Source organism: uncultured Desulfosarcina sp. (genome assembly GCF_963664155.2).
GTDB lineage: Bacteria > Desulfobacterota > Desulfobacteria > Desulfobacterales > Desulfosarcinaceae > Desulfosarcina.
The window spans coordinates 945,971-960,436 of the sequence record NZ_CAXXXH010000002.1 but is presented as its reverse complement, the minus strand read 5'-3'; the positions used below and the strand labels follow the sequence as shown (position 1 = coordinate 960,436).

Below are 14,466 nucleotides of genomic sequence, written 5' to 3'. Positions count from 1 at the left end.
CTGTTCAAAACATTAAAATACTGATTGTCTAATTTTAATGATGTAATAGTCCTGGAAAATAAATCAAAATGGATTTGAACGATAAAACTAAAGAGCAATATCAATCAGATTCGTCAGCTAAGAAATATTATATGACGTCTATAGGTAAGTATAGGGGAAAGTTAAAGGAAACGTTATATTCAATATATATTGCAAAGTACATATCGTATAGAGAACGACTTATTGTAAATTTAATGCTTAAAAATATTCATCCTAAAACTATTCTTGATGCACCATGTGGAACAGGAAAGTTAGCTTATGAATTAACCGAAATTAATTCGCAAATTACTTGTGCAGATATTTCAAATTCAATGATTAGTATCGCTAAAGAAGTTTATAACATAATAGGCTACAAAGCAGTTAAATTTATCCAGGTTGACCTCGAATTTACTTCAGAAAGAATAAATGAAACATTTGATGTCATTGTATGTCTTCGATTAATGCAGAGACTGACTACCTTAAAGCAAGAAATAATATTAAGGGAGTTCTCTAATATTTCAGACTTTTTAATTGTCAGTTTTGCGTTAGAGAACAACTACCACAGAATGAGAAGGTTTTTCAGGCGGATTCTATTTGGTGGAAGTGATCTTTATAGATCCTTACAAAAAAGTAAAAAGGAAACGGAAAGAATTATTAAACAAACCCATCATATAATTCAAGTTAAGCCTGTATCCAGAGGACTCTCTTCCGAATGGCTATACTTTCTTAAAACTCGTAATTAACATTACAATTTAGCTTATTTGTAAAAATTGGGCGAAAGCAGGATCTGATTTTGTTTTCAGAAAAAGATAACCATGGTTTAGTATGGGAAACAAACAAAGGAAAATTCTCCATAAAAGAAGGTGGGAAGTTATTAGATAAACAGTATTTTCGTAATGGAATTGCAATAAGAGATTTTTATCTTCTACAAAAAATAAGCCAAATTTATGTTCCAGATCAATTCAATAAATACGTTTATAAGGCAATACGAGTATACTTCTATTCCCAGCAAAATAATTCATTTTCAATGGAATATATCCAAGGCCAGAATCTCCGTGAACTGTTTCGTGAAACAAAATGCTCTAAATTATTCTTTCATGCTGGTTACTGGATAGGAATCTTACATAAAAGTTCTGTTGATTCACTTGGTAATGTAATAGTATTTAACGATTACAATCGTTCAAACATTATTATTAATATTGAGGAAAAAATCATTGTCGCTGTAGACCCGGGCGAATACTCACAACTCAAAACCCATCCAAGTGTTTCCGTATTTATTATGGGATACTCTATAATCAGAGGCGCCTTAAAAGAAAACTGGAAAACCATATTTCCTTCAGTAAAGGCTTTTTATAGAGGTTATAATACTACTGGATTCAATATAAAATACACACTTATACCTGGCGCAATATATTTGATGAAACGATTTGCCAAAGGAATTTCAAAACCTGCTATAAAAAAACCATATTTTGCAAGAATTTTCTTTGGATTAATAGAGGTACTTATAGTTTATGCAGTCCTTTTTACGGCCAGAAGACATAGCAATTATGATTATTAAAATTTAAATTTACTGTCCTTTATCCAAAATAAGATAGGAACAAGAGGACCTGTCAAAGATAGCTGATTTTACGGCAATCAATGATCAAATAAGAGAAATATATTATTATCTGAAGTTGCAAAAACAATCTCCTGATGAGAATTTAAGTCTTTCGTTATTCAAACCCTTTTTCAGAAGCACGGCTTGTGCAAGGATAGTATTCACCTGAAACTATCGCCCTTGATGGATATCGTTTGTTTGCCATCACAAAACATTCTGCCTGAAATATTTATGACAGCCTTTTTATGAGTTATAAAAAAAAAAATAAATTATCGGTTTTTCTTGTTTTAGACCATGCTCCAGACTATCGAGAAAGCTTTTTACAAGAACTATGCAAATATGTAAATTTAACTGTTGTAGCTCAGCCATGCGAACAAGATTTTTTATGTCCTCCGGATAGACGTATAGGCTATGAATACATAGAGCTTCCAACCCTTCGTTTTGAGGGAACGAATTGGCAACCGGGATTGGTTCGCCTTTTGATTGGAAAATCTTGGGATGCCATTTGTGTCGATTTAAATTTGCGCCATTTGACGCGTCTCTATTTGTATTTAAAGGGCAGGGGATACCGAAAGCGTTGGATATGGCGTGGACAAATTTTTGGGCACAACGACAACAGGCCGATCCGATGGGTAAGGCGAAATCTGCTCAAATACAGTGCCGGATGTTTGACCTACAGCCAACCGATTGCTCAAAGAGTATTTGATCTTTTCGGTGTAAAGGCTGTCAGTTTCAACAATACGCAAGTTCGTCAGGAAGACTTTCGTCAGCCTGTTTTCGATACACATTCCGGACTCCGGCTGCTATTTGTGGGACGAAATCAACCACGAAAAAAGCTTGATAGACTAATATCGCTGGCAATGCGTTGCAGCGATGTCCATGTCCGGCTGATCGGGACGGGAATGGAGTCCTTGATGATTCCGGCGGAGCTATCCGCTTCAGGAAGGGTTGCGGTTATCAGCAGGACCATCGGAAAAGACCTCGATCCTCACTTTGACTGGGCTGACTTGGTTGCCAGCCCCGGTCACGTTGGGCTTCTTGTGTTAAATGCAGCGCAGCATGGCAAGGGGATCGTTATCGATAATCAAAGCCGGCACGCTCCGGAATTCTGGCCGGCCAAAGAGGCTGCGCAACCGTTCATCAATTTTGAAAATGAGTATGAAATCAATAAATTTATCGATTACATGAAGAACCATCGCTGGAAGCTCCAGGAATGGGGCCACCGGCTTCAAGATGTTGCCAAACAAAAGTATTCGATAGAATATATGGCCCAAGTCCATTACCGGATGTTCGAGGATGTGGCCACCGGGGCCAAGCCAGAATCGCATGCCTGATCCCGGACTTTACCTGCGCACCTTGCGCCATCTCAAGCCGGTACAGTTTCGCTACCGGCTTTTCTATACGCTTCGCAGGCAATACAGGCGCCTCTTCCGGTTCCACTACCCCATGGCGATCCGAGCTGCCGGTAGCCCTCTTAGGCTGATGCCTTCTATGCGCACCGCTCCCTGCTGGGAGGGCGACAACCGGTTCGCCTTTCTCAACCTGTCGTATGATTTCGATCATGCCATCGATTGGAATTTCATGGGACACAGCAAGTTATGGGCCTACCATCTCAATTATTTCGATTATCTTCACCAGGTCGATATGTCTGAGGCGGAAGGCCTGCGCTTGATTCGCGATTTTATTCAGCAGTCCGATTGCAACCGCGAGGGAATGGAACCGTATCCCATCAGCTTGCGAGTGGTCAACTGGATCAAATTCCTCTCGCACCACCAAATACAAGACGAAGCTATTGACGCATCGCTTTACGCCCAAATCCGCATTCTATTGGATAATCTTGAATTCCACCTGCTGGGCAATCACCTGTTGGAAAACGGGTTTGCCTTACTCTGGGGCACGCGCTATTTCAACGACGATCGGTTGTGCGCAACGGCAGACGAAATATTGCAATCCGAACTTGAGGAACAGGTCCTGCCGGACGGGGCTCACTTCGAATTGAGCCCAATGTACCATGCCATCATGCTTGAGCGCGTGTTGGACGCTGTCAACCTGCTGCAAAAAACCGGCGATACGGCAGGGCAATTGCTACCGCTGCTGCGCAGAAAAGCGGCCCTCATGATGGGTTGGTTGGATCAGTTGTCGTTTGCCAACGGAGAGCCCCCGTCGTTCAACGACAGCAGTTCCGGCATGGCTGCTGACATTAAAGCATTGCAGGGCTATGCCACTCGTTTGAAGATTCAAGCCGATCAGGTTCCGTTGGGTGCCAGCGGCTACCGAATCTTGAAGGCAGAGCGCTACGAGCTGGTATTGGACGCGGGCCCAATTGGCCCGGCTTATCTGCCGGCTCACGGACACTGCGACATGTTGAGCTTCGTCCTCATGGTGGACGGAACTCCCTATTTTGTCGATACCGGCGTCAGCACCTATGAGACCGGACTGCGCCGGCAATACGAACGCAGTACTGCCGCGCATAATACCGTCACGATGGACGGTGCCGAGCAAAGTGAGGTCTGGGGGAGTTTCCGGGTTGGCCGGCGGGCCAAGATCGTGATACTGATAGACACGGCGGATCAGGTAATTGCCCAGCACAATGGTTTTCCCTCCATACACCGCCGCCGATTTTCAACCCGGCCCCAAGACATCGCCATCGAAGATTGGCTGCTGCCGCGCGGAACAGGGATTGCCCGATTTCATTTCGCACCGCACAGAAAGGTCTTCTTGGAAGAGGATCAACTCACCTGCGACGCGCTTTGCATGCGGTTCCCAAAGCGTCGCAAGGTATGGCTCGAATCCTATCAATACGCAGTTGGCTTCAATCGCCTGGCAACAGGCGATTGTGTCTGCGTTGCATTCGACGACCATCTTTTAACTGAAATAGACATCAAGACAGCATGTTGAAAATTTTATCCGTCGTCGGGGCACGACCCAATTTCATGAAAATCGCTCCCTTTGTACAGGCCATCGAAGTCCACAACCGCAATAGCCGGCTGACCATCGACCATCTCCTGGTGCACACGGGACAGCACTACGACGACAAGATGTCACGATCGTTCTTTCAGGCGCTGGGAATCCCCGAAGCCGATATCAACTTAGGCATCGGGTCAGGTACGCATGCCGAGCAGGTAGGTCAGACCATGATGGCCTTCGAAAAGGTGGTCCGAGACCACAAGCCGGATTGGATTGTAGTGGTGGGCGATGTGAACGCCACCTGTGCGTGCTCGATTACAGCTAAAAAGGAAAATGTACGTCTGGCGCATATCGAGGCCGGCTTGCGGTCCGGTGACATGACCATGCCCGAAGAAGTCAACCGGCTTGTCACGGATCGGCTTTCAGATCTTCTGCTGACACCAGATCGACTTTCAGCGGAAAATTTGCGCCGAGAAGGCGTTTCAGAGGATAAAATTCGATTTGTTGGCAACATCATGATTGATACGTTGGTGGCCAACAAGGACAAAGCCGCGTATCTGAATGTAACAGACATCCTGCGAGATAATCGCATCGGTTCACCGTTGCCGCCTAATACGATAAAGCAACTGTCCAATGGATTTGCTGTTGTAACATTGCACCGTCCTTCCAATGTTGATGACAAATCGGTCCTGAGTGCAGTTGTGGATTTTCTGATGAATGAAGTGGCTACCGAAATCCCTCTCCTGTGGACAGTTCATCCACGTACCATGGAGCGTCTCAAGGAATTTAATTTATTAGAAAGAATTCTTGGATCCAGCACGTTGATACTCCTTAACCCATTGGGATATCATGAAATGTTGCGTCTTAAGATGGATGCCCGGATCATGTTTACCGACAGCGGAGGATTGCAGGAAGAATGCTGTTTCCTGGGCACCCCCTGCCTTACGATGCGTTGGAATACAGAGCGGCCAATTACGTTAAAGGAAAACGGTGGTGCAAGTATACTGGTTGGAAATGAAATTCAGAATGTAAGCGTGGCTTTCCATAACGCATTGCATGAAACAAAGAAGCCGGTTTGTCCAGATTTATGGGATGGAAAAACGGCTCCCAGAATTGTTAGAGCAATTATCGAAGCTATTTAGTGTTTTTCCATTCTTTTGTACAAAATGATCTGATTTGAAACGAAAACTGCTATTTCTCTCTTTCTATTTTCAACCTGATCTTTGTGCCGGTTCTTTTCGATCCACAGCATTGATTGAGGAATTAATCTCACGGGCCGGAGATTCGTGGGAAATTGATATGATGACCACGATGCCTAACCGATACAGCACATTTGCGTCAGAAGCACCCTCAATTGAACATATGGGTCCGGTAACTGTCCGCCGCATCAAGCTTCCCGGTCACCAGAGCGGTATCCTTGACCAATCGTTCGCATTTAGTTTTTTTGCATGGAAAGTACGGCGAGCCACTCAGAGGCACGATTACGATGCAGTTTTTGCGACATCCTCCCGTTTAGCCACTGGTGTGCTGGGCGCATCGATTGCGCGCAAATTTAACTTACCGTTATATTTAGATATTAGAGATATTTTTGCAGACACCTTAGATGATGTTTTTAAAGGCTCGCCCCTGCATGCCTTACTTCCGGTTGTAAGAATGGCCGAGAGATATGCATTGCGGGGTGCAGCCACGGTCAACGTGGTTTCCACAGGTTTTATACCTTATTTCAAAGCACGGAAATTGAATCAACGCTTCACCTTTTTTCCCAATGGTGTCGACGAGGAGTTTTTAAGGTACAATTTCCGCAAAATCATCACTTCTGACTCTCCCAAAACCATTTTGTATGCGGGCAACATCGGTGACGGTCAAGGGCTTCATCGCATCTTACCTCAAATGGCACAAAGAATCGGAAGGAATTGGAAGTTTGTTGTGGTCGGTGATGGAGGACGACGACGTGAATTAGAAAAACAAATTCAAAATGTTTCAGCCACCAATATAGCACTGCTGGATCCCATGCCACGCAACAAACTGATGGAATTATACCGCCAAGCTGATGTGCTGTTATTGCATCTTAATGATTTTGAGGCATTTAAACGGGTGCTGCCGTCAAAAATATTCGAATATGCAGCCAGCGGAAAACCGATTCTAGCTGGTGCAAATGGTCACTGTGCAGAATTTTTAAAAGAAAATGTAGTGAATAGCGCTGTGTTTCCACCCTGTGATGCTACTGCTGCCTGTTCCGCTTTAGCGTCGTTGGAGCTGGGGCAAACATTGCGTAGAGACTTTATTGAAAAATATTCCCGAAAAGCAATTGTCAAAGAAATGATTGCGGATATGCTTAAAACAGTCGAGCAAAGAATACATTTTCATGAACAATAAAAAAATCCTTATCACGGGAGCAAAAGGATTCATAGGCAGCCACCTTTGTAAAGTCGCTTCAGAAAAGGGCCTGTCTGTTCGCCGGGTTTTACGAAGCGGGAAAGGTGAAAAGGGGGATATAGTAACAGACATTAATCCGAAGACGGATTGGTCCTCAACGCTTGAGAATGTTGATGTCGTCATACACTTGGCTGCGCGTGTTCATGTTAAGAATGAACGAAGTGTAAATCCAATGACCGATTATCGTATAGCTAACGTAGACGGAACCTTAAATATAGCTAGACAGGCAACCGCTGCCGGCGTGAAACGGTTTATCTTTCTCAGTTCGGTCAAGGTTAATGGAGAAAACACAATCCCTAACCACCCATTTAAAGAACGTGATCTTCCTTCACCTCAAACTCCTTATGGAGTTACAAAATTTGAGGCCGAGAAAGGCCTGCTTCAACTTTCAGAATCGACTGCAATGGAAACGGTGATTATTCGGCCTCCACTTGTTTATGGCCCTAGGGTTAAAGGAAATTTTTTATCCATGTTGGGATGGTTATATCGGGGAACACCGTTGCCACTGGGCGCTATAGATAACAAGCGCAGTTTGGTGGGTATTGACAACTTATTAGATTTTATAACGATATGTATCAACCATCCATCTGCAGCAAACCAAATTTTCTTTGTTTCCGATGGTTCAGATCTTTCAACCACAAACCTGATAAGGAATATCGCAAAAGCGATGGGCCGACGAGCGTGGTTATTCCCAATATCGACAAGCAAGCTTAAAACCTGTGCGACATTGATCGGGAGACAAGATGTTGTTCAGCGATTGTGCGGATCTTTGCAGGTAGACATTTCAAAAGCAAAAGATCTGTTGGGTTGGTCGCCACCTTATTGTGTTGATGAAGGGATCGAAAAAACAGTAAATTGGTTTAAGCAATTTGTCAATTTTGAACAGTGAGTCAACTGAATGCCATGAATTACGAACGTGAAAAAAGGCTTTTTGATATCACACTATGTGCTTTTCTATGGGGTCTATTGGCACTCCCCCTGTTAATCATTGGTATTGCCGTTAAACTTTCATCGTTTGGTCCTATTATCTTTTGGTCATCACGGATAGGTTTGCACAACCGTCTATTCAGAATGCCCAAATTCCGTACCATGAAGGTAGACACGCCGATCGTTGCCACCCACCTGTTATCATTACCGGATCGTCATCTGACACCTGTAGGGAAGGTTTTACGAAAATACAGCATCGATGAACTACCCCAATTTTTTAGTGTGCTCAAAGGGGACATGACCTTCGTGGGACCAAGGCCGGCACTTTTCAATCAGGATGATCTGATTCATCTGCGAACTGAAAAGGGTGTTCATCGGTTGGTACCTGGAATAACCGGGTGGGCCCAAATCAACGGTCGTGATGAATTGCCAATTCCTGCCAAAGTTGAACTGGATGATTTTTATCTCAAACATCGTTGCTTTGCATTGGACTTGAGAATATTGTTCATGACTCTTTTCAGTGTCGCCGGCAGCAAAGGTATCGTGCATTAATTTAATGAAAATCATAAGAAAAAACCTGCTTCTCATCATTTTTGCAGACGCGTTCCTGATATCGGCAGCATTGATAGGTGCCTATTTGATCAGGTTCGAATGGAACATTCCCAATCACTTTCAGAAAACGCTGTTTGTCGTGCTGCCTTGGATGGTGGGTCTGAAATTGACCTTTTTTTACATGTTAAGGCTTTACAAAGGCATGTGGCGTTACACCAGCATCAGTGATCTGCTCAACATTATCAAAGCCGCCTCACTCAGTTCATTGATCGTTATCGCCGCCATTCTCTTGAGTACCAGATTCATCGGCTTCTCCCGATCGGTTTTTATCATTGACTGGTTCTTGACCATCCTGTTGATATCCGGTTTGAGGCTCAGCGTCAGGCTCTTCTACGAAAGAGTCAGCAAGGCTGAATTGACTCCATCTGCATTCCTGACTCTCATGAAGTCGTTTTCCAAAAGAAAGGAAAACAGCAAGAAGCTGATTATAATTGGCGCAGGCAATTCCGGCGAAAAAATATGTCGGGAGATTCACAACAACCCGCATCTGAATTACGAGATTGTTGGTTTTTTAGACGATGATGTCCACAAGATCGGCAGGGCCATTCATGGGATCAAAATTCTCGGAACTGTGGCGGAACTGCCGGCAGCAGCAGCCCAGACCCAGGCTGACGAAATATTGATTGCGATCACATCCGCAGACGGCAGACAAATGCGCCGGATCGTGTCAACCTGCAAGGATACGGGCATTCCCTTCAAGACCGTCCCTGGATATGGTGAATTGATCAACGGAAAAATCTCCGTAAAGAGCATCCGAGATGTGGCTTACCGTGACCTGCTGGGCAGGGAGATCGTAAAGATGGATGCTGCCGGAATCGAATCTTACTTGAAAGACAAAACTGTGTTGGTAACAGGTGCGGGGGGGTCCATCGGCTCGGAGTTATGCCGTCAGATCTGCCGATTCAACCCCAGGAGCATCCTGCTCTTCGAACGGGCGGAAAGTCCGCTCTATAGTATTGAATTGGAGCTGAAAAATAGCTTTGCGGATATTAAAGTGAACCCCATACTAGGGGATATTTTAGACATCCAGCAGGTCGATGCCACTTTTACGCATTTCAGCCCTCAAGTAGTTTTCCATGCCGCCGCCTATAAACACGTTCCTATGCTGGAAATCCAACCCTGGAAGGCGGTGGAAAACAACATCAAAGGGACTGCCAATTTACTTGACTTTTCTGTTCGTCACCATGTTGAACGATTTGTTTTCGTTTCCACAGATAAAGCCGTGCGACCGACCAATGTAATGGGGGCCAGTAAGCGCGTTGCCGAACGGCTCATTCAATGTCAACCCAATTTGAACGACGTGCACACCCGGTTTTCGATCGTCCGCTTCGGCAACGTTCTGGGAAGTATCGGCAGTGTCGTGCCGCTATTTAGAAAACAGATCGAACAAGGCGGGCCAGTGACAGTCACCCACCCGGAAGTGACCCGTTACTTCATGACAATACCCGAAGCCTGCCAACTAATATTGCAAGCCGGTGCACTGGGAAAAGACCAAGTCAATATCTATGTATTGGACATGGGAAGCCCGATCAAAATTGTCGACATGGCGAAGGATCTCATTCGTCTTTCAGGGTTTGAGCCGGGTAGGGATATTCAAATCGAATTTGTTGGCCTGAGACCCGGTGAAAAACTTTATGAGGAACTGATCACGGAAGGAGAGGGCATTGTGCCAACAAGCCACAAGAAAATAATGGCACTCCACGGTGAATCGTGCGGTCTTCAGCAGTTGAATGGAACAATCGAAGCGTTGTTGCAGTCATCCAAAGTACAGGATGACAAAAGGATAAAATTACTTCTAAAAAAAATAGTTAAAGATTATCGACCTTTTAATGAAGACCATTAACCTCAATAAAAAGCACTTTTTTTTTGTTTGGCTATCGTTTTTTTGCTATTCAATGTTAGCAGCTTGGCTGTTTCGGAAAGCAATACTCCCGCTTTTCCCTTCGTTTAATGCAGGCAACGGCTTGATCACGGACGATGCCTCTTATTTTGATTCGGTAGCATATTCCCTTGCAGAAAGGATTCATCTTCAGGGGTGGGGTGAGTGGCACGTATACCCAGCACCCTATGCAGGGATTAATGTTGCTCTCCTTGGGGCGATTTACGTTTTATTTGGGCATCACACCGCACTAATGATGCCAGTCGGTTCAGCTTTACATGCTATGGGCGGGGTACTGATTCTGATCCTTGCACGAGAGCTTGGGGATAAAACACTCGCCAGCACGTGTGCAGGATTTCTTGCCGCAAGCCTTTATGTCATATTTCCCTCAGCGCTCACTTGGTTTAGCCAGAACCTCAAAGATAGCTATATGATCGCCGGATCGTTGTTGGTCTTATTGACTTGGATAAAAGCCTCAGAAAACTCATGCCGATTTCAGGACTGGATTCTCTTATCCCTTTATCATTTGATCGGCGTAATGTTGATTGCCGGTGTTCGTCCATACAACCTTATTTTACTATTCATCGCCACGATAGGTGCATTGTCAATAGTTTCTCTTGGATCAGTGGTCCAACATCATTTAAGAAATATCGTAAAGCCAGCTTCTTTTTTTGCCATTGCATTCATCACAATTGTAGTCGGAATTAAATTTATTTCAATGGATTCAGTTGGAAATATAACTTTAGCTGGAATTAATGTTTCATCCCAAAAAACAGTGCATAAGAAGCCATTTATTTCTAATAATACTATTACAAGTGAAATCACCAATAAATCAGCTTGGCGGTGGAAACGTAGTTCTATTTTTCCTCAAAAAGTTGAGAATTATTTTAAATCTATTGCTAAGATTCGTGCAAAAAAAATTAAGCGAGGTCTAAAGATCGGTGCAAAATCAACGATTGATGAGGATGTTCAACCACAGAGTATAAGAGAAGTTATCCAATACCTGCCACGTGCATTGCAAGTGGCATTGCTCGCTCCATTCCCATCTTCATGGTTCCAAGAGACCAGTATACAAAGACGTATCGCATCTGGCGAAATGTTCATTTACTATCTTTTTCTTCCTGGGATTTTTCTATTATTCTTGTACAACCGAAAACCCAAAGTATTTCTTGTCATTTTTTTTGCGTGTTTCTTTCTTATGATTTACGCATTTGCCGAGGCAAACTTAGGAACGTTGTACCGACATCGATATGGGTATCTATTTATGGTGCTAACGGTAGGGTCACTAGGGTGGTTTACATGGTTTGAGAAAATCGGTTGGCTTAAACGTTTTGAGAAATGAAATGAATTTTTATGAGATACAAAAACAGTTGTCAATCAAATTGTGGATTTTGTTTTTTTGCTATGCGATGTTGGCTGCCCTAATTTTCCAGAAATTCATACTTCCCCTTTTCCCATCATTACATGCCGGAAATGGACTAATGTTGAAAGATGCTGCCTATTTTGATTCGATTGCGTCCTATCTGGCCGACCAGATTCATCAATACGGCTGGGGAAAATGGCAGATATACCCGGCGACCGGCGCAAAGGGTAATGTTGCAATCCTTGGAGCTCTTTACGCACTGTTCGGGCACAACACGTTAATAGTTATACCGGTAAGTTCGGCGCTGCATGCCTTAGGTGGAACACTAATTTTTCTTTTATCCCGTGATCTTGGCGATAAAACACCTGCCAGTACATATGCCGGGATCATTGCCGCGAGTCTGTTTGTCATATTTCCTTCGGCTCTCACTTGGTATACTCAGAACCATAAGGACAGCTATATGATATCTGGTGTACTATTGATTTTACTGACCTGGGTCAGAGCAATAGGGGCGAAAAATAGATTTCATTCCTGGCTGCTCCTTGCTGTAGTGCATCTTTTAGGTATTCTTTTGATCGGGAGCGTCCGCCCACTGAACTTGATATTACTCTTACTATCGACTGTAGGAGTATGGTTGGCAATCCTCGTTACATCATTCCCTCAATGTGAATTCAAAATAAAATTGCCGGCGGTACTCTATTTTACTGTTGCGATAGTTATGTTGGTGGGGGCAATAAAAGTTACATCATTGATACCTGTTGGAAATCTACAAAAAGAAGCAGTTAAAAAAGGATATCTTGTCAGACATTCTAAATACACCCATAATAAGAATATTAATAAGATTCATTGGAAATGGAGTAATGGATCTTTCTTTCCTAAATTCGTTGAAAACTATTTCGAAAATGCTGCAAAAATTCGCACAGAAATAATTCATCATGGATTAAGCGTGGGGGCTAGATCGATTATCGATGGAAATATACAGCCAGATAACGCCATAGAATTTATTCGATATCTGCCGCGAGCCTTACAAGTGGCATTATTCGCACCATTCCCATCTTCATGGTTTAAAGAGACCAGTATACAGAGGCGCATCGCATCTGGCGAAATGTTCATTTATTATCTTTTTCTTCCTGGGATTTTTCTATTATTCTTGTACAACCGAAAACCAAAAGTGTTTATAGTTCTATATTTTGCATGTCTTTTTCTTATGATTTACGCATTTGCCGAGGCAAACTTAGGATCGTTGTACCGCCATAGATATGGTTTCCTGTTTCTTATACTAATGTTAGGTTCACTAGGCTGGTTTACATGGTTTGAAAAAATGGGTTGGCTTAAACGTTTTGATAAATTGACGACTGCGACTATCTTGGGAAGAAACTGATAAGGCGACGTCATCAAGCCATAACAAGGATGAGTTTACAGGATTATGGAATAAATTAATGGGTTTTTGAAAGATCATTCAATCAGAGAAGGGGATTCGAGCTGAATAATCGAAAGACAAGAATATTACGTATTATTACACGGATGAACATTGGCGGACCTGCAATCCACGTTAAAAACCTTAGTGAGGGCTTGGATAGAGATAGGTACGTTCATAAACTCGTCACTGGATCCATATCTTCAAACGAAGGAGATATGAGTTATATTCTTAACTTTAGCGATGAACAAATAATTGTTATCCCATCTCTACAAAGAGAACTTAGCGTTAAAAAGGATTTGGTTGCTTTGCTGAACATTTTTCTTCTGATCAGGCAATTCAAACCCGATATCATTCATTCGCACACTTCCAAGGCAGGAGCCATCTCCCGCATAGCCGCTATTTCCCTTAACTTTTTCAGTAGAAAAAAAATCCTTATCGTCCACACATTCCATGGCAATGTGCTCGAAGGGTATTTCAGCACCATTAAATCATTCGTTTTTTTAATGATTGAACGGTTTTTGGCGAAATTTTCCGATCGGATCATTGCCATCAGTGAGAGTCAACGGCAGGACCTCAATAAGGTTTATCAGATTGGAACCCCTGAAAAAATAGAAGTTATCAAATTGGGTTTCGATTTGAATCGATTTGTACAATGCGATGAATCAAAAGGCCTTTTCCGGAAAAAACATGATCTGAATGAGAAAACGATTCTGATTGGCATTGTTGGCAGATTGGTTCCAATTAAGAACCATAAAATGTTCCTCGATGCCGGTAAACAATTAATTGGCAATAACCATGATCGAAATCTGCGTTTCGTATTGATTGGTGATGGTGAAGATCGGCAGTATCTTGAGAGGTACACTCACGATATTGGATTGACCAACTATGTCATCTTTTGCGGATGGGAAAGTGACATGCCTATGGTCTATGCCGACATCGACATTTTGGCCTTAACCTCTCTAAACGAAGGCACTCCAGTTTCGATTGTCGAGGCCATGGCGGCTTCAGTGCCAGTGATCAGTACCGATGTAGGAGGAATCAAAGATTTATTAGGAGAGGAAATACCTAACCGTATAGAAAACCAGGGATTCAAAATTTGTGAGAGGGGGGTTTTGTGCCCGAAAGACGATCCCGAAAGTTTTACTGACGCACTTTACGATATGTTGACGAGTGAAGCTTGGAAAGATGAAGGCCGGCTTGACAGAGCAAGAGACTACGTTCTGATACACTATTCTATGGAACGATTGTTGAGCGATGTTGAATCCCTGTATGAAAAATTGATGGAACCCAAAAAGAACAGTGGATAG

12 protein-coding genes are annotated in these 14,466 nt (G+C 43.2%); all 12 read left to right on the top strand.

Going from position 1 to position 14,466, the window contains the following annotated elements; all coding sequences use genetic code 11:
- Positions 1-68 precede the first annotated feature (68 nt).
- Positions 69-761 (top strand): class I SAM-dependent methyltransferase, encoded by a 693-nt coding sequence (locus ACHZBS_RS28440; RefSeq protein WP_319409916.1) that lies wholly within the window; start codon positions 69-71, stop codon positions 759-761.
- A 50-nt stretch (positions 762-811) separates the two neighbouring features.
- Positions 812-1,576, top strand: coding sequence for a hypothetical protein (locus ACHZBS_RS28435; RefSeq protein ID WP_319409915.1), 765 nt, complete (start codon positions 812-814; stop codon positions 1,574-1,576).
- A gap of 284 nt (positions 1,577-1,860) precedes the next feature.
- Positions 1,861-2,949, top strand: coding sequence for a hypothetical protein (locus ACHZBS_RS28430; RefSeq protein ID WP_319409914.1), 1,089 nt, complete (start codon positions 1,861-1,863; stop codon positions 2,947-2,949).
- Positions 2,942-4,513, top strand: coding sequence for an alginate lyase family protein (locus ACHZBS_RS28425; RefSeq protein WP_319409913.1), 1,572 nt, complete (start codon positions 2,942-2,944; stop codon positions 4,511-4,513). Before ACHZBS_RS28430 ends, ACHZBS_RS28425 begins: the two co-directional genes overlap by 8 nt.
- Positions 4,514-4,548: 35 nt before the next feature.
- The gene (gene wecB / locus ACHZBS_RS28420) at positions 4,549-5,664 is read left to right on the top strand and encodes a non-hydrolyzing UDP-N-acetylglucosamine 2-epimerase (protein ID WP_319409912.1); all 1,116 of its coding nucleotides are present in this window, start codon (positions 4,549-4,551) and stop codon (positions 5,662-5,664) included.
- Between the two features lie 34 nt (positions 5,665-5,698).
- Positions 5,699-6,898 carry a glycosyltransferase family 4 protein gene (locus tag ACHZBS_RS28415; RefSeq protein ID WP_319409911.1) on the top strand — a complete coding sequence of 400 codons (1,200 nt, stop codon included), beginning with the start codon at positions 5,699-5,701 and terminating at the stop codon, positions 6,896-6,898.
- Positions 6,888-7,847, top strand: a complete 960-nt coding sequence (locus ACHZBS_RS28410) for an SDR family oxidoreductase (protein ID WP_319409910.1) — start codon at positions 6,888-6,890, stop codon at positions 7,845-7,847. Before ACHZBS_RS28415 ends, ACHZBS_RS28410 begins: the two co-directional genes overlap by 11 nt.
- A gap of 14 nt (positions 7,848-7,861) precedes the next feature.
- Positions 7,862-8,437 (top strand): sugar transferase, encoded by a 576-nt coding sequence (locus tag ACHZBS_RS28405; protein WP_319409909.1) that lies wholly within the window; start codon positions 7,862-7,864, stop codon positions 8,435-8,437.
- Between the two features lie 202 nt (positions 8,438-8,639).
- The gene (locus ACHZBS_RS28400; RefSeq protein ID WP_319409908.1) at positions 8,640-10,340 is read left to right on the top strand and encodes a nucleoside-diphosphate sugar epimerase/dehydratase; all 1,701 of its coding nucleotides are present in this window, start codon (positions 8,640-8,642) and stop codon (positions 10,338-10,340) included.
- The gene (locus tag ACHZBS_RS28395; protein WP_319409907.1) at positions 10,327-11,718 is read left to right on the top strand and encodes a hypothetical protein; all 1,392 of its coding nucleotides are present in this window, start codon (positions 10,327-10,329) and stop codon (positions 11,716-11,718) included. Before ACHZBS_RS28400 ends, ACHZBS_RS28395 begins: the two co-directional genes overlap by 14 nt.
- A 1-nt stretch (position 11,719) precedes the next feature.
- Positions 11,720-13,120 carry a hypothetical protein gene (locus ACHZBS_RS28390; RefSeq protein ID WP_319409906.1) on the top strand — a complete coding sequence of 467 codons (1,401 nt, stop codon included), beginning with the start codon at positions 11,720-11,722 and terminating at the stop codon, positions 13,118-13,120.
- A gap of 143 nt (positions 13,121-13,263) precedes the next feature.
- The gene (locus ACHZBS_RS28385) at positions 13,264-14,466 is read left to right on the top strand and encodes a glycosyltransferase (RefSeq protein ID WP_319409905.1); all 1,203 of its coding nucleotides are present in this window, start codon (positions 13,264-13,266) and stop codon (positions 14,464-14,466) included.